At 69.4% G+C, this 15,141-nt stretch carries 12 protein-coding genes and 2 pseudogenes; 6 read left to right on the top strand and 8 right to left on the bottom strand.

Going from position 1 to position 15,141, the window contains the following annotated elements; all coding sequences use genetic code 11:
- The first annotated feature begins 133 nt into the window (after positions 1–133).
- Entirely contained in the window at positions 134–424 is a 291-nt protein-coding gene (locus tag AB0I18_RS41585; RefSeq protein WP_363110956.1) for a hypothetical protein, read from the top strand.
- A gap of 410 nt (positions 425–834) precedes the next feature.
- On the opposite strand, the gene AB0I18_RS41580 is transcribed toward AB0I18_RS41585, so the two are convergent.
- A complete protein-coding gene (locus AB0I18_RS41580; protein ID WP_363110955.1) occupies positions 835–1,614 on the bottom strand; it encodes a GntR family transcriptional regulator in 780 nt (259 codons plus the stop codon).
- Positions 1,615–1,774: 160 nt separating this feature from the next.
- Between AB0I18_RS41580 and AB0I18_RS41575 the strand changes: the two genes are divergently transcribed.
- From AB0I18_RS41575 to AB0I18_RS41555, 5 genes and pseudogenes are all read left to right on the top strand, one after another.
- Positions 1,775–2,116 carry a hypothetical protein gene (locus tag AB0I18_RS41575; protein WP_363110954.1) on the top strand — a complete coding sequence of 114 codons (342 nt, stop codon included), beginning with the start codon at positions 1,775–1,777 and terminating at the stop codon, positions 2,114–2,116.
- Positions 2,116–3,420 (top strand): FtsK/SpoIIIE domain-containing protein, encoded by a 1,305-nt coding sequence (locus AB0I18_RS41570; protein WP_363110953.1) that lies wholly within the window; start codon positions 2,116–2,118, stop codon positions 3,418–3,420. The genes AB0I18_RS41575 and AB0I18_RS41570 overlap by 1 nt, the downstream gene beginning before the upstream one ends.
- Positions 3,417–3,614: pseudogene (locus AB0I18_RS41565) on the top strand (hypothetical protein). Before AB0I18_RS41570 ends, AB0I18_RS41565 begins: the two are co-directional and overlap by 4 nt.
- Before the next feature lie 299 nt (positions 3,615–3,913).
- Entirely contained in the window at positions 3,914–5,278 is a 1,365-nt protein-coding gene (locus AB0I18_RS41560; protein ID WP_363110959.1) for a replication initiator, read from the top strand.
- 208 nt (positions 5,279–5,486) lie between these two features.
- Positions 5,487–7,454 carry a recombinase family protein gene (locus AB0I18_RS41555; protein ID WP_363110952.1) on the top strand — a complete coding sequence of 656 codons (1,968 nt, stop codon included), beginning with the start codon at positions 5,487–5,489 and terminating at the stop codon, positions 7,452–7,454.
- Here the strand turns inward: AB0I18_RS41555 and AB0I18_RS41550 are convergent.
- The 7 genes and pseudogenes from AB0I18_RS41550 to AB0I18_RS41520 all read right to left on the bottom strand — a co-directional run.
- Positions 7,432–7,548: pseudogene (locus AB0I18_RS41550) on the bottom strand (YccF domain-containing protein); the annotation flags it as partial. The gene AB0I18_RS41555 and the pseudogene AB0I18_RS41550 sit on opposite strands and share 23 nt — an antisense overlap.
- Complete coding sequence (htpX, locus tag AB0I18_RS41545; protein WP_363110951.1) at positions 7,545–8,408, bottom strand: zinc metalloprotease HtpX; 864 nt, start codon at positions 8,406–8,408, stop codon at positions 7,545–7,547. The pseudogene AB0I18_RS41550 and the gene htpX, both read right to left, overlap by 4 nt.
- A 254-nt stretch (positions 8,409–8,662) precedes the next feature.
- Complete coding sequence (locus AB0I18_RS41540; RefSeq protein ID WP_363110950.1) at positions 8,663–10,162, bottom strand: NADH-quinone oxidoreductase subunit N; 1,500 nt, start codon at positions 10,160–10,162, stop codon at positions 8,663–8,665.
- Positions 10,159–11,742: an NADH-quinone oxidoreductase subunit M gene (locus tag AB0I18_RS41535; protein ID WP_363110949.1), complete on the bottom strand. Its 1,584-nt coding sequence runs from the start codon at positions 11,740–11,742 to the stop codon at positions 10,159–10,161. Before AB0I18_RS41535 ends, AB0I18_RS41540 begins: the two co-directional genes overlap by 4 nt.
- 6 nt (positions 11,743–11,748) lie before the next feature.
- On the bottom strand, positions 11,749–13,743 hold the full coding sequence (locus tag AB0I18_RS41530) for an NADH-quinone oxidoreductase subunit L (protein ID WP_363110948.1): 1,995 nt from the start codon (positions 13,741–13,743) through the stop codon (positions 11,749–11,751).
- On the bottom strand, positions 13,740–14,117 hold the full coding sequence (gene nuoK / locus AB0I18_RS41525; protein ID WP_363110947.1) for an NADH-quinone oxidoreductase subunit NuoK: 378 nt from the start codon (positions 14,115–14,117) through the stop codon (positions 13,740–13,742). The genes AB0I18_RS41530 and nuoK overlap by 4 nt, the downstream gene beginning before the upstream one ends.
- Entirely contained in the window at positions 14,117–14,860 is a 744-nt protein-coding gene (locus tag AB0I18_RS41520; protein WP_363110946.1) for an NADH-quinone oxidoreductase subunit J, read from the bottom strand. The genes nuoK and AB0I18_RS41520 overlap by 1 nt, the downstream gene beginning before the upstream one ends.
- Between the last annotated feature and the right edge of the window lie 281 nt (positions 14,861–15,141).

Genomic DNA, 15,141 nt, shown 5'->3' with positions numbered 1-15,141 from the left:
TCTACCACGAACTCCCCGAAAGCGCCCCCGCGCTACCCAACACCCCGAACACGCCCACCAGTTGATCCTCAACACCACGACGAGGGACACGACCTGACGATCTGTTACCTCGATCAGGGCTGAGGTGGGCAAGGTGACTGGCGCGGGTGAGGACTGGCTGAGAGACGGTCTGGATGTCGAGGGCGCGGACTGCGGTCTGTGGGTGCCTGGCGTCGACTACATGGCGGGCTGGCGCCATGCGCGGGAAGCTGCGGACCGGCTGAACCGGGCGCTTCTCAGTGCGGGGTTCGAGCTGTCCGACGTTCGGGCCGTGGCTTCGACGAACGAGGACGGGCGCGGGGTCGTACGGATGGCAGGCTGGCCGGACGCGGTGATGCGGCTTGCCCAACGCCTCGAAGCGCCTGGCGACGGCGGTGCGCCGTGAAGCGCCTTTTCCCTGGTGAGTGCCACGCGTGGGCACGTCGCCGGCTGCAGGGACTTTGGGCGGTAGCTGCCATGGGGCGAGTGACCAGGGGGCCCTACGCTCGCCCGGCGGATCGGGCAGGCACCTGCCCTGCCCGCGGTTGTGCCCGATGGGCCCCCTGGTCTTCGAGGCTCGCCCCATGGGAGCTGCCTAAAGTCTCGGCGGCCGTCGACCCCCAGCCGCGCAGGCCCCGGCCTGGGACGGCCGGTCGATGCTTCGACCCCTTCGGTGTGCTGCTGTGTGGGGCGTTCGGCGACCGGACGGGACCGGCGGCCACGCCGCACGCCCGGCCGGGGCGGCCGGGCGTCCCGGCGCGCCGCAGGCGCGCCCTTGAGGAAGTGAAGCGGGTTTCGACCGATGGCCGTCGGCCCTCAGTCGCGGGCGCGCCGTGCGGGCTGCTTGTCGGCGGTGATCCGGTAGGTGAGTTCGGCACGGTCCGCACCGACGCGGAGTTCTTCGAGGATCAGCGGCTGGTCGTCGGTACCGCAGGTGACGCGGGACAGATGCAGGACCGGGGCCGCATCCGGCAGCCGCAGGGCGGTGCGCTCGTCGGGGAGCGGCATGCTGGCGCGGACCGTCTCGGACCACCACAGCTTGTGCCCGGCCTTCGTCAGGATCTCGTACACGGTCGCGGGTTCGCCATGCGGTGCTTCGGCAAGGTCCGGAACCGCTTCGGCCGTGGCGAAGGGGATCAGCGTGCGGTGCATCGCGCGCGTGCCTGTGGTCGGGTCGATGAGCAGCCGATCGCAGCCGAAGAGCGCTTCCTCAACCTGGAGTTCCAGGAGGTGGGCCGTAGTTTCGGTGGTGTGCGTGCGGTAGGTGCTCGGCTCTTCGGCCTGCTCCCACGCAGCCACGCCATGCAGCACGAAACGCCCGCCGGAGGTGCGGCCCACGTAGCCAGGCAGGCTGACGACGGGGCGGCTGTCGGACCGCACGAAACTGCCCTTGCCGTGGTGCACGTCGATCAGCCCTTCCGCGCGCAGGGCGGAAACGGCGTTGCGGACGGTCGGACGCGAGACCTTGTAGCGCTCCATGAGCTGCGCTTCAGAGGGCAGCGGCGCGCCGGGCTCGTACTCGCCGGACAGGATCGCTTCGCGGATGGCGGCGGCCACCTGCTGGTAGAGGGCTCCGGGGCGCTGGATCTCCGTCATCTCGGCATCTCCGGGTTGAAGTTGTAGTCACGTCGCACGCGCGACATCACTCGTCAGCATAAGTAGTTGCTCCTCCGCCGTACAGGGCTCCATAGTCGTAACTCGTAAGGACAAGTGACGTCTGGATGAGGGCGTCTCGACTGGCCAGGGAGGCCACGAAATGCAGTCCATTCCCGTGGACACGGCGCGGCTCGGCGTACTGCGGTGCGCCATCGCGCCCGAAGCAAAGATCAGCAACCCCGAGACCCAGGAGGTGAAGAAGGACCGCGACGGCAACACCATCTACACCGTGGCTGTCACGGTGCGGCAGGACCGGCGGCGGATCTCCGTGATTGAGATCGCCGTGAGCGGCGAGCCGAAGGGCATCGAGGAAGGGCAGATCCTCAAGGTCACCGGGCTGGTGGCGTTCGCCTGGGCGATGGGCGACCGGCACGGCATCAGCTTCCGCGCCGACGCCATCACGCCCGTGCACGGCACGGCCTTAAAGGCCGGTGGTGCGTGATGAACGGTGCGATTGCACTCGCCCTCGGTCTCGCCGTGCTGGCCTGGGTGCTCGTCGTCGGTGACCTGTTGCGGCAGCACCGTCCGGCCTGGCACTGGTACCTCACCGGATACCCGCTCGCCGCGTGCCGGGTGCTGGTCACCTGGCGCAGGGTCGCCATGCTCAACGACCTCGCCGTCTCCCGCCGGCCGCCCCGCGGGCTGCTCGGCGACCTGGTGGTCAAGGGTGATCCGCTGCGGCCGGTGGCTCCGCGCATCTCCTTCCCGCGCGCTACTCGCCTGGGGCTGACCGTGGTCGTGCGCCTGCACGCGGGCCAGACCCCGGCGACGTACCTGAACGCGGCCGATGCTCTCGTGCACGCCTGGAAAGTGCACGCCGTGCGGGTCACCTCGCCGGAACGCGGTCTGGTGCTGCTGACCGCGACGGCCAGTGACCCGCTCCAGCGGCCTGGCCTGGCGACGGCTCCCGCCGCGCTGCTGTCCGCGCTCATCGGTGCATTGGAGAGCGGGGCTGCGTGGGTGATGGATCTGCGACTGGTGCCGCACTGGCTCATCGCTGGCGCCACCCGGTCCGGCAAGTCCACCCTGCTGGCCCGGCTCATCACCCAACTCGCCCCGCAGCCGGTCGCCCTGGTCGGCATCGACTGCAAGGGCGGCATGGAACTGGGCCTGTTCACCAGCCGGTTGAGTGCGCTGGCGACCTGCCGACGCGAAGCAGTCGCCGTACTCACGGCGCTCGTCGTCGACATGCGGGACCGCATGACCGTGTGCCGGTCGGCGGGCGTCCGCTCGATTTGGGAGCTCCCCGACAAGCTGCGGCCCGTCCCCGTCGTCGTGCTCGTCGACGAGATCGCGGAGCTGTACCTGTCCGACGGCACCCGGGAGGGCAGAGCAGAAACCGAGCAGTGCTCCACACTCCTGCTGCGCCTGGCCCAACTCGGTGCCGCCCTCGGCATGCACCTGGTGGTCGCCGGTCAACGGGTCGGCTCGGATCTCGGACCTGGCGTCACCGCGCTGCGGGCCCAACTCGGCGGCCGCATCTGCCATCGCGTCAACGACCCCGGCACGGCCGAGATGGCCCTGGGCGACCTCAACAAGGACGCGGTGACCGTCGCTCAGTCGATCACGGCGGCGGAACAGGGCGTGGCGGTGTGCACCGGGCCGGACGGCGGTTGGAGCCGTGCCCGTTCGCACCTGACGACGACCGAAGAGGCCGTGGCGGCGGCGCAGAGGCATTCCGCCCTGACCCCGGAACTGCCCGCCATCCGCCGCGCCCTGGTGGCGCTGGAAGGAGACGACAAGTGATCAGCGAAGGTACGGCGTTCACGTTCGCAGTGATCTTCGGGATCATCACCGTCCTCCTCGTCCGCTCCCGCGACGTGCGCGCCTGAGAAGCGATCTGCGTCGGCCTCTTCGGCGTCTACCTCGGCCAGACCCCCGTGCTCTTCACCGTCCACGGGCTCGTCACCTGGGTCATCAGCGGTTTCTCCCACACCTGAGCAGAAAGGACGCACGACCATGCCCATGAGCCGCGTGAGGTGCCCGGTCTGCAAGGGCGACGGGGCCCGCAGGACCTGGACCGGACGGCGCCACCGCTGCCGCGTCTGCCGGGGCACCGGAACCATCCGCTGACACGCCACCCACACCACCCGACCACGCAAGGAGCGATCCCCATGACCCACTGCGCGCCACCCACCCTCACTCGCGCCGCTGCGGCGGCCCACCCTGGAAGGTCACCACCATCACCCCGGAACTCACTCCGGCTGACAGGCGCGCCGTCCTCGACCGTGCGGCGCGCCTGCGTCAGCTCCCCGAAGCAGACCGCGACGCCATCCGCATCGCCCAAGACCCCCAGTTCGCCCGCTGGCTGGCGCAGATCACCGCAACCGGCGGCTGCGCCCACCCGATCCATCTGTCCGGCTCGACCACCACTCTGGACGCGACGTCCGGCGAGATCGTCCACCACTACGACACTCGCACCGAACCCGGCGAACGGCTCTCCGTCCGCTGCCGCAACAGACGTGCGACCGTCTGCGCCCCCTGCTCCCGCCTCCACGCGGGCGATACCTACCACCTCGTTCGCGCGGGCCTGACCGGCGGCAAGAACGTCCCCGCCACAGTCCAGCACCGTCCCCGGCTCTTCGTCACGCTGACCGCTCCGTCCTTCGGCCCGGTCCACCGTGCCGGGGAGGACCGTTGTCGACCCCGCCGCGACGGCGGCAAGTGCGACCACGGCCGCCGCTTCGGCTGCGGCGCCGTCCACGCCCCGGATGCTCCGGTGGTCGGCCAGCCCCTGTGCGCCGACTGCTACGACTACACAGCTCACGTGCTGTGGCACGCGCACGCGGGCAAGCTGTGGGACCGCTTCGTCATCGGCGTCCGCCGACAGCTCGCAACCTCGGCGGACCTCGTGCAGTCCCGCTTCCCTGATCACGCCCGGCTGTCCTTCGCCCGAGTCGCGGAGTACCAGCGGCGAGCGGCCGTCCACGTGCACGCCATCGTCCGCCTCGACGGCCCGAACGGACCGACCGACGAACCCCCGGCCTGGGGCACCGTCGAGCGTCTGGCCGACGCTGCGCGCGCCTCCGCCCGTCGGGTCCTGGTCCGCACTCCCTACAGTCCCGCCGTCGGTGAACTAGCCCTCCACTGGGGCGACCAGATCGACACCAGGCCCCTGCACGCCGACGGCGATGGACCGGACGACGACGCGGTGGCCGCCTACGTGGCCAAGTACGTCACCAAGGGAGCGGGCGAGACAGGTGCCGGCACCGACCACAGGGTCACCACCTGGGACGACATCGCCGCAGCACCCGTGAACGAGCACGTCCGCAACCTCATGCGTACCTGCTGGCGCCTCGGCGCCCTCTGCGAGTACGCCCCCCTGCACCTGCACGCCTGGACTCACACCCTCGGCTACCGGGGCCACATCCTGACCAAGTCCCGCGCCTACTCGACCACATACGCCGCCCTGCGCGCCGAACGCGCGGAGCACATCCAGCAGGAGCCCATGCCCGGCACGGTGACGTATGCGCAATGGCGCTACGTAGGTTCCGGCCACACCCCCGGAGCGGCATTGATCGCCGCGGGGATCGCCGAAGACCTGGTCGTCAGCCGCGGATTCCGGCAGGAGGCAGCAACTGACCAGGGCGGCTGCATTGGCTGAAACCAAGGTCATTTGGACTCCCGACAAGACACTGTCCCCAGCCGAGCGATTGCGACTCCTGCGGATCCTGTTCGGACCGCATGTACTGAGCAGAAATGCGAAGAGAACCGACGGAGTGTCACATCCCGCCGATACCATGGCAGTTGACAGAGACGCCCCGGCAGCGGCTGGCACCGCCCCGGGGCTGGCCGACTGATTGGGAGTCGACATGTCCAATGGAAGCACAGCCCTGCCCTCGACCATCGATACGGCTGCTCAGGCAACCGGCACACGCACTCTGCGCGCCGTTGACTACCTGCGAGTGTCGACGGAAGAGCAAAAGAAGGGCTACGGCGTAGCCAGGCAGAGCAAGAAGACCACTCGGCATATCGTCGCCAAGCAGTGGGCTCACGTCGGCACGTACAAGGACGAGGGAGTCTCAGGCTCCCTTGAGGCGGCAGAGCGCGGCGACCTGAAGCGTCTGATGGAAAAGGCGCAGCAGACCCCCCGCCCCTTCGACATCGTGGTTGTGCCGGACGGTCGTGTGATCGGCCGCAAGGGCCGTGCTTTCTGGCGTTGGGTCTGGGCCCTTGAAGACATCGGGGTGTACGTCGCTGTCGTCGCCGACGACTACGACAACACCACGATGGAAGGGCGCAAGAAGATGCGCCGTGACGCCGACTACGCCGAGACCGAGTGGGAGACGATTCGAGACCGTACGCAGGGCGGATTGCAGGAGAAGGCAGAACTGATGCCAGCCGCGCACATCGGCGGGCGACCTCCCTACGGCTACCGCATCGCCAACAAGGGGACCCCCGGTTCGTACCTGGTGATCGACGAGGACGAGGCGAAGGTCATCCGGCACGTGTACGACCTGGTCGTCGGCGAAGGGCTGAACCTCCGCAAGGCCACCATCCGACTCATCGCCGAGGGGGTCGCAGCACGCTCCGGCAAGACATGGACGCGCGACAACCTCCGGGATCGCATCATGTCGACGCCCGTGCTCGACGGCGCACTCGTCTTCCGTGGAAAGCACGCCAAGACCGATGAGAACGGCAATCCCACCTGGGGCGACTCCGTACGGATTGAACTGCCTCGGATTCTGACTGCGGAACAGAGCGCAGAGCTACGACGCAAGGTTGCCGAAACGGCGAAGCACAGCAGCGGGCAACGGTGGTTCTACCCGCTGAGCGGTCGAGTCGTGAGCCTCTGCGGAAAGACACACTCGGGGATCAGCTTCACGCCAACGCGGGAAGGGGCCCGATTTTACCGGTGCTCCGGCAACTCACCCAAGGATCCGGCCCAGAAGTCCTGTGGCTGCTCGCGCATTGACGCCGACGCGCTTGAGAAGCACGTCTGGAGGCATGTCACAGAGATCGCGAGCGACAGCGACAAGCTCCAAGAACTGGCTGCTGAATGGATCGGCATGGCGGAAGGGGACACGGCTGCCCTGGTCGACCGGATCTCAGATCTTGACCAACAGATCGAAGGGATGAACGCGTCGATCGCGGCCGTCATCGTCGCAACGGCCAAGCAAAGCAAGTCAGCAGACGCCATTGAGGCAGCTACAGCAGTCCTGAACGAAGAACTCCAACAGCTTCAGAACCTCCGTGACGAGGCGGCCGATTGGCTGGCGGACATGGAGGAATCCGACCGGCGCACCCGAGATCTCATGGCGCTGGCGAGCATGGCCAAGAAGTCGTTCCCGGACATGGCTCCGGAACAGCAAGCAGCCATCTTGTCCATGCTGGAACTGAAGGTCACGATCACGAGTCCGGTGCCCGACGGTCGGCGCCGTGGCGTCCCCTGCACCGTGCGGGCCTGGTACGCCGCCGCTGGCCTCGACATCCCCGCTGCCGCGCTCTCTGACGAGGACTGGGCGAAGGTCGCTCCCCTGCTGCCGAGGGGGCGCATGGGCACCGTTCGCCGATCCGTGGACGCCATCTTCTTCAAGGCGCGCACTGGCAAGTCCTGGCCCAACGTGATCAAGGAAACCGGCGCCACTATCCAGGCTTCAAAGCACTTCAATGCCTGGGCGTCCGATGACACCTGGACCCGCGTAAACGCTGTCCTGTCGGAAGTGGAAAGGGTCCCTCTCCCGGAGCTTCAGCTGTTGCCCTCGATGGTCATCGAAGGGCGAGTCGACCCGAGCGTGATGCTGAACGTAGAAGAACGATGCCGAACGGGATGCCGATGATGGTTATACAGAGCAGCGCGCCTGCGAGCAGGTAGCCGAGGAATAGCCAGAAGCCGCTCAGGACGAGCCAAATGAGGTTCAGGATTGTCTTCACTGGTGGCGACCTGCCATCTGTTCGAGCCGGGCGATGCGCTCCGCCATGGGCGGGTGCGTAGAGAACATCTTGGAGAGTCCCTGGCCCGGGCGGAAGGGGTTCGCGATCATCATGTGGCTTGCGGTCTCGATACGTGGCTCCGGGGGCAGCGGCAGCTGTTTCGTGCCCGCCTCCAGCTTGCGCAGGGCGCTCGCGAGGGCCAGCGGGTCGCCGGTGAGCTGGGCGCCGGACGCGTCCGCCTCGTACTCCCTGGAGCGGCTGATGGCGAGCTGGATGACGGACGCGGCGAGCGGCCCCAGGATCATGATCATCAGCATGCCGAGGAGGCCGGGTCCGTCGTCGTCGTTCGAGCGGCCGATCGGGATCAGCCAGGCGAAGTTGACCAGGAACATGATGACGGAGGCCAGGGCGCCGGCGACCGACGAGATCAGGATGTCGCGGTTGTAGACGTGGCTCAGCTCGTGGCCGATGACGCCGCGCAGCTCACGCTCGTTCAGCAGGCGCAGGATGCCCTCGGTGCAGCACACGGCCGCGTTGCGCGGGTTGCGGCCCGTGGCGAACGCGTTCGGCGCTTCCGTCGGGGAGATGTACAGGCGCGGCATGGGCTGGCGAGCCTGTGTGGAGAGTTCGCGGACCATCTTGTACAGGGCCGGGGCCTCGAACTCGCTCACCGGGCGCGCGCGCATCGCGCGTAGAGCCAGCTTGTCGCTGTTCCAGTACGCGTACGCGTTCGTGCCGATCGCGATGAAGAGTGCGACGACGAGACCCATACGCCCGAAGAAGCTGCCGATGACGATGATGAGTGCGGACAGTCCCCCGAGGAGTACGGCGGTCCTGAGCCCGTTGTGCCGGCGGTGCACGGTACGCCCTCCAAGTGGTGCGGCAGGGGAACCCTTTGCTTGTCGATTTCTGACGTCACTGGTTCCGCGACTCCACGGTCCAGTGGACCCTCCCGTACTGGTCAACGCCAGGCGAGAAGTACTAGTTCCCTTGTGCGTGCGGCGCCACGCGTGGGCCGGCCGGGTGATGCGGCGACGCCTCGCACGCGCGCGTGGAGCTCGGGCGCCCGGCGCGCGCGTGCGGAGGCCTCAGGAAACAGTCGCCAGGGAGGTGGTCAGAAAAGGCCGGTGTCGGAGAAGCGCAGGGCCAGCTGGGGTGCTCCGGAGAGCGCGATGCCCAGGACCGCCGTCAGGGCGATCGCGGCCGTCAGGGGCGCCGGGACGCGGTGTGTCTCGTGCTCGCCCTCGGGGGCGCGGAACAGCAGGGTCGTCCACTGAAGGTAGTAGAAGAGCGCGATCACGACGTTGACGGCCATGACCACGGCCAGCCAGCCGAGGCCCGCGTCGACGGCCGCCGAGAAGACGGTGACCTTCGCGAAGAGGCCGATGATGCCCGGGGGCAGCCCCGCGAGGCAGAGCAGGAAGAAGCCGAGGACGAGCGCGGCGAGGGGGCGCGAGGCGTACAGGCCGCGGTAGTCGCTGACGCGGTTCAGGGGCTTCGTACGGGCCACCAGGGCCGCCACGGCGAAGGCGCCGAGGTTCACCACGCCGTACATCAGCGCGTACGCGACGGTGGAACCGATGGCCTTCTCGGCGTCGTCGGAGTACGCGGCGGCGGCGATCGGCACCAGGAGGTAGCCGGCCTGGCCGACGGAGGACCAGGCGAGCAGCCGGACCGCGCTGTACGCGCGCGTGGACTGCTGTCGCAGGGCGCCGACGTTGCCGATCGTCATGGTGAGCGCGGCCAGGGCGGCGAGGGCCGGGCCCCAGACGTCCGCGTACGACGGGAGGGCGATCACGGTGACGAGGATCAGTCCGGAGAAGCCGACCGCCTTGCCGACGACCGACAGGTAGGCGGCGACGGGGAGAGGGGCTCCTACGTAGGTGTCGGGTACCCAGAAGTGGAAGGGGACGGCGGCCGTCTTGAAGGCGAAGCCGACGAGGGTGAGGACGACGCCCGCCTGGGCGAGCGTGTGCAGTTGGCTGTCGACGTTCTCGATCTTGGTGGCGATCTCGGTCAGGTACAGGGTGCCCGTAGAGGCGTAGACGAAGCTGATGCCCATGAGGCTCACGGCGGTCGCGGTGACCGAGGACAGGAAGAACTTCAGGGCCGCTTCGGAGGACTTCCTGTCGCCGTGCCTGATGCCTACCAGGGCGAAGGCGGGCAGGGAGGCGACCTCCAGGGCGACGATGAGGGTCGCGAGGTCCCGTGAGGCGGGCAGCAGGGCGGCGCCCGCGGCCGAGGAGAGCAGCAGGAACCAGAACTCCCCTTCGGGGAGTTCCCTGTTGGCGTCCTTGAGGGCGGTCACCGACAGGAGTGCCGCGAGGAGTGCGCCGCCGAGGACGAGGAACTGGATGACGAGTGTGAACCGGTCGGCCGTGTAGCTGCAGACGTCCGCGTTGTCCGTCAGGCAGAAGGTGGAGCGGTCCCCGTCCAGGAGGGGCAGCAGCGCGAGCGCGGCGACGGCGAGCCCGGCGACGGAGACCCAGCCGAGCAGTGCCTTCTTGGTGTCCCCCACGAAGAGGTCGGCGACGAGCACCACGAGTCCGACGACCGCCGCGATGGTGGGTGGCGCGATCGCGAGCCAGTCGACGGACTGGACCAGGGAACTCATCGGGTGCCTCCTGAGAGGAGCTGCTGCACGGCCGGGTCGGTCAGGCCGAGGAGTGCCTTGGGCCAGAGCCCGGCGACGACGGTGAGGACGACGAGCGGGGTCCAGGCAGCGAACTCGTACGTCTGGACGTCAGCGAGCCGCGGCCTCGTCTGCGGCTCCTGCGGGACCTCACCCATGCAGACGCGGCGCACCACGATGAGCATGTACGCGGCGGTGAGCAGGGTGCCGAACGCCGCGATCGCCATGAAGGTCAGGAATGCGGGCCGGCTGAGGTCGTCGGCGGGGTCGAACGCGCCGAACAGCGTCAGCATTTCGCCCCAGAACCCGGCCAGGCCCGGCAGACCGAGCGAGGCGACCGCGGCGAAGGCGAGCAGACCGCCGAAGCGCGGGGCCCGGCCGTAGAGCGCGGCTCCGGTCTCCTGCGCGAGGGTGTCGAGGTCGGTCGTGCCCGTGCGGTCCTTGAGCGCGCCGACCAGGAAGAAGAGGAGGCCGGTGATGAGTCCGTGGGCGATGTTGGCGAACAGCGCGCCGTTCACGCCGGTCGGGGTCATCGTCGAGATGCCGAGGAGTACGAAGCCCATGTGGCCGACGGAGGAGTACGCGATGAGGCGCTTGAGGTCGCCCTTCGCGCCCTGCTTGGCGAGGGCCAGGCAGGCCAGCGAACCATAGATGATCCCGACGACCGCGAAAGCCGCGAGATACGGGGCGAAGGTGCTCATGCCGTCCGGCGTGATGGGCAGCAGGATACGGACGAAACCGTACGTACCCATCTTCAGCAGCACGCCGGCCAGCAGGACTGATCCGACGGTGGGCGCGGCGGTGTGCGCGTCCGGCAGCCAGCTGTGCAGCGGCCACATCGGCGTCTTGACCGCGAGCCCGAGCCCGATCGCCAGAACGGCGATGACCTGCACGGATGTGGTCAGCGAGGGGTCGTTGTCAGTGGCGAGTGCCACCATGTCGAATGTGCCTGCTTTGAGTCCGATCAGGAGCAGGCCCAGCAGCATCACGACCGAACCGAGCAGTGTGTAGAGGATGAACTTCCAGGCAGCCGCCTGGCGTTGCTCACCGCCCCAGCGGGCGATGAGGAAGTACATCGGGATGAGCACCATCTCGAACGCGAGGAAGAACAGCAGCAGATCGAGAACGGCGAAGGTCGCGAGGGTGCCGGACTCGAGGACGAGCAGCAGTGCGACGAAGGCCTTCGGGGTCGGGCCCGCGGGCATTTTGAAGTAGGAGTACAGCGCGCAGAGGAAGGTCAGCAGCGCGGTCAGGACGAGGAGGGGGAGCGAGATGCCGTCGATGCCGAGGTGGATCCGCACGTCGAGTGCGGGGATCCAGCTGATGTCCGTCGTGGCCTGCATCTTTGACGGGTGGTCGTGGTCGAAGCCGAGCGTGAGGACGATCGCCGCGATGAGCACGGCGCCGGTGACGGTCACGCCGTGCCGCAGCACGGCCTGCTCGGGCGACTTCCCCTTCAGCCCGGGCGGGGCCGGCAGGAGGGCTGCCGCGGCGCCGATGAGCGGGGCGACGACGATGAACGCGAGAAGGAACTGCATCACGGACTCGTTGATATCGATCACGCCTGCTCACGCTCCCGCGGTGGCGACGAGGAGGACGGCGACCACCAGGACGACGGTGCCGGCGAGCAGCGCGCTCACATAGGTCTGCAGATTGCCGGTCTGGGCGCGCCGGACGGCCGCGCCGAGCCAGCGGGGTAGGGCCCCCGCGCCGCGTACGTAGGTGTCGACGACCTCGCGGTCGAGGAACCGGACGAGTGCGGCTGCGGCCTGGACCGGGCGGACGAAGAGCGCCGCGTACACGGCGTCGAGGTGGAAGCCGACGGCCGCGTGGCGGTGCAGCGGGCCGAGCAGGAGGCGGCCCGGGTCCGCCGGGTCGGGGGCGGAGGCCACGTTTCCGTAGGCAGGCGCGTGACTCGCGATGGCCTCGGCCTCGACGAGTCCGGCGTCGCCCTCGGGGTGGGCCGCGACCGCGCCGAGGGGGACGCGGGCCGCCATGGCGGTGGTGTGCCGCCAGGCGCCGTACGTCACGATGCCGCCGACCAGAGCGACGCCCGTGCCGAGGACGGAGGTGGTGAGGGTCGGCGTCAGGTCTCGCCCGTCGAACCAGTCGGGCAGCAGGCCGGTGGTGAGTCCGTACGTGAGCGAAGGGATGGCGAGCACCCAGAGCACGGCGTTCATGGTGAGGGGCTGCCGTCCGTGGTCGGGGGCCTCGGCTCCGTGACCGCGGAAGGCGAGTAGCCACAGGCGCATCGCGTACGCGGCGGTGAGCAGGGCCGTGACCAGACCGGCGACGAGGACGATCCAGCCGGCGGTGCCGGGGATGCCCTCGGCGTGCCCGGTGGCGGCGTGCTCGGCGACGCCGAGGACGGCTTCCTTGGAGAAGAAGCCGCTGAAGGGCGGGATCGCGGCGAGCGCGAGGAGCGCCACGGTCATCGTCCAGTAGGCGTCGGGGACGCGGGCGCGCAGGTCCTTCATGCGGGACATGGCGGCCAGCGAGTTGGTACCGGCGGCGTGGATGATCACGCCCGCCGCGAGGAACAGCAGCGCCTTGAAGGCGCCGTGCGAGAGGAGGTGGAAGACGGCGGCACCGCGGTCGCCGACGGCGAGCGCGCCGGTCATGTAGCCGAGCTGGCCGATCGTCGAGTAGGCGAGGACGCGCTTGATGTCGTCCTGGGCGAGCGCGGCGAGTGCCGAGCCGGCCATCGTGACGGCGGCCATGACGGCGAGGACGACCAGGGCTGCCGAGGAGGCGGCGAAGACCGGGAGGAGCCGGGCGATGAAGTAGACACCGGCGGCGACCATCGTCGCGGCGTGGATCAGCGCGGAGACGGGGGTGGGGCCCGCCATCGCGTCGGGCAGCCAGGTGTGCAGCGGGAACTGCGCCGACTTGCCCGCCACGCCGGCGAGGAGCAGCAGGGCGATCAGTGTCGGGTGGTCGAGTCCGCCGCTCGCGACGTTGCCGAGGATCTTCGTGATGCGGAAGGACCCGGCGTCGGCGGCGAGCGCGAACAGGCCGATCAGGAAGGGGACGTCGCCGAGCTTGGTGACCAGGAAGGCCTTGATGGAGGCGGCGCGGGCTTCCGGGGTCTCCCAGTAGTGGCCGACCAGGAAGTACGAGCAGATGCCCATGATCTCCCAGCCGACCAGGAGCACCATCAGGTCGCCCGAGTAGACGACGAGCAGCATGGCGGAGGTGAAGAGGGAGACGAGAGCGGCGTACGAGGGGTAGCGCGGGTCGTCGCGCAGATAGCCCGTCGAGTAGATCTGCACGCAGGTCGCGACCAGGCCGACCAGGACGGCGACGAGGGCGGCGAAGCCGTCGATGTGCAGGGCGAGTTCGATGGGGACCGAGCCGGTGGGGGTGAGCTCGGTGGCGGCGTCGATGGCCTGGTCGCCGCCCTGGCGTACGGCGACCACGGCGGCGAGTCCGAGGGCGGCGAGCGAGGGGAGGACTGCGAGGGGGCGTACGAAGCCTGGGGCCGTGCGGCCCAGGAGCAGGCCTGCTGCGGCGCCCAGGAACGGAAGGAGGGGGACGAGGACGGCGAGGGTGGTCGTGGTCACGCGGTGGCCTCAGCCTTCTCGGCCGGCTCGCGCTGGGCGGCCTCGGAGTCGTCGTCTGTCTCGGCGGTGTCGCGGAGTTTGTCGATGTCGGCGGTGCCGCGGTTGCGGTGGACGGCGAGGACGATCGCCAGGCCGATGCCGATCTCGGCGGCGGCGATGGCGATGGTGAACAGGGTCAGGGCCTGGCCGGAGTGCAGGGTGTCCTGGGCGGTCTTGCTGAGCCAGACGTCGAAGGCGACGAGGTTGAGGTTGACGGCGTTGAGCATCAGCTCGACGGACATCAGGACCAGGATCGCGTTGCGGCGCGCGAGGACTCCGTACAGGCCCGTGCAGAAGAGGAGGGCGGAGAGCACGGCGGGGTAGACGAGATGCATCAGCGGGCGCCTTCCTTGCGCGGGGGCTTCTCGTCGGGAGTTGCCTTGCCGGTGGGCTGCTCGGCGGACTGGTCCGCGGACTGGCCGGTGGGGGTGTCCTTGCCGGTGCCCCTGCCCTTGCCCTTGCCCGGGGGCTGCTTGCCGGCGGGCGGGCCGGCCGTGGGCCGGTTGTCCGCGGTCGTCTTGCGGGAGAGGACGATCGCCCCGACCAGGGCGGCGAGCAGCAGCACCGAGAGGGCCTCGAACGGGAGCACCCAGCTCTGGAAGAGGCTCGCGCCGGTGACCGCGGTGGAGCCCGCGGCGCCGCCGGACGTGTCGTCGAGGTCGATCCAGGTCGTCCGGAAGGCGTCGACGACGACCCAGACGAGGGCGGCGGCCGCGGCGACCGCCACGGTGAGGGCGGCCCAGCGGTTGCCGGAGTCGGCGTCCGGGGAGCGGCCGATGGGGGCCCTGGTGAGCATCAGACCGAAGAGGAGGAGTACGACGACGGAACCGACGTAGATGAGGACCTGCACCCAGGCGATGAACTCGGCCGTGAGGAGGAGGTATTCGACGGCGAGACCGCCGAGGGTCACCACCAGCCACAGGGCGGCGTGCACCAGCTGCTTCGTGGTGACGGTGACGATCGCGGCGCCGAAGGTGACCAGGCCGACGAGGAGGAAGGCGATCTCGACACCGGTCGGGGAGAGGAAGCCGTGGGTCTCGGCGGCAGTCGTGGCCGCCACGGAGGCGAGGGCACTCACGGGGCTCCCTCCTCGGGCTTGGGCCGCGCGGGGGCATCGGGGTCGGTGTGCGGCTCGGCTTCCGGCCCGGCGACACCTCCCGCCTGCTCGGCAGCACCGGGTTGCGCTGGGCTGGGCTGGGCTGTGGCGCTGGGCCGGCCTGCTGCTCCGGGCTGGGACGTGGTGCCGGGTTGCTCGGTGGCACCGGGCTCCGGGGTGGACCCGGGCCGGGCGGCCGTGCCCGGCTCGGGCCGCGGGGCGGGAGTCGGCTGCTCGGCGGCACCGGGTTGCGCTGCTGCTCC

It is taken from the genome of Streptomyces sp. NPDC050704, from assembly GCF_040654355.1.
Taxonomy (GTDB): domain Bacteria; phylum Actinomycetota; class Actinomycetes; order Streptomycetales; family Streptomycetaceae; genus Streptomyces.
This window is presented reverse-complemented; position numbering and strand designations above follow the sequence as displayed.

Bases quoted from the DNA above. Each gene is read 5' to 3' on its own strand.
- AB0I18_RS41575 (WP_363110954.1), top strand. From the start codon at position 1,775: ATGCAGTCCATTCCCGTGGACACGGCGCGGCTCGGCGTACTGCGGTGC.
- AB0I18_RS41580 (WP_363110955.1), bottom strand. From the start codon at position 1,614: ATGACGGAGATCCAGCGCCCCGGAGCCCTCTACCAGCAGGTGGCCGCC.
- AB0I18_RS41555 (WP_363110952.1), top strand. From the start codon at position 5,487: ATGTCCAATGGAAGCACAGCCCTGCCCTCGACCATCGATACGGCTGCT.
- AB0I18_RS41570 (WP_363110953.1), top strand. From the start codon at position 2,116: ATGAACGGTGCGATTGCACTCGCCCTCGGTCTCGCCGTGCTGGCCTGG.
- AB0I18_RS41540 (WP_363110950.1), bottom strand. From the start codon at position 10,162: ATGAGTTCCCTGGTCCAGTCCGTCGACTGGCTCGCGATCGCGCCACCC.
- nuoK (WP_363110947.1), bottom strand. From the start codon at position 14,117: ATGCATCTCGTCTACCCCGCCGTGCTCTCCGCCCTCCTCTTCTGCACG.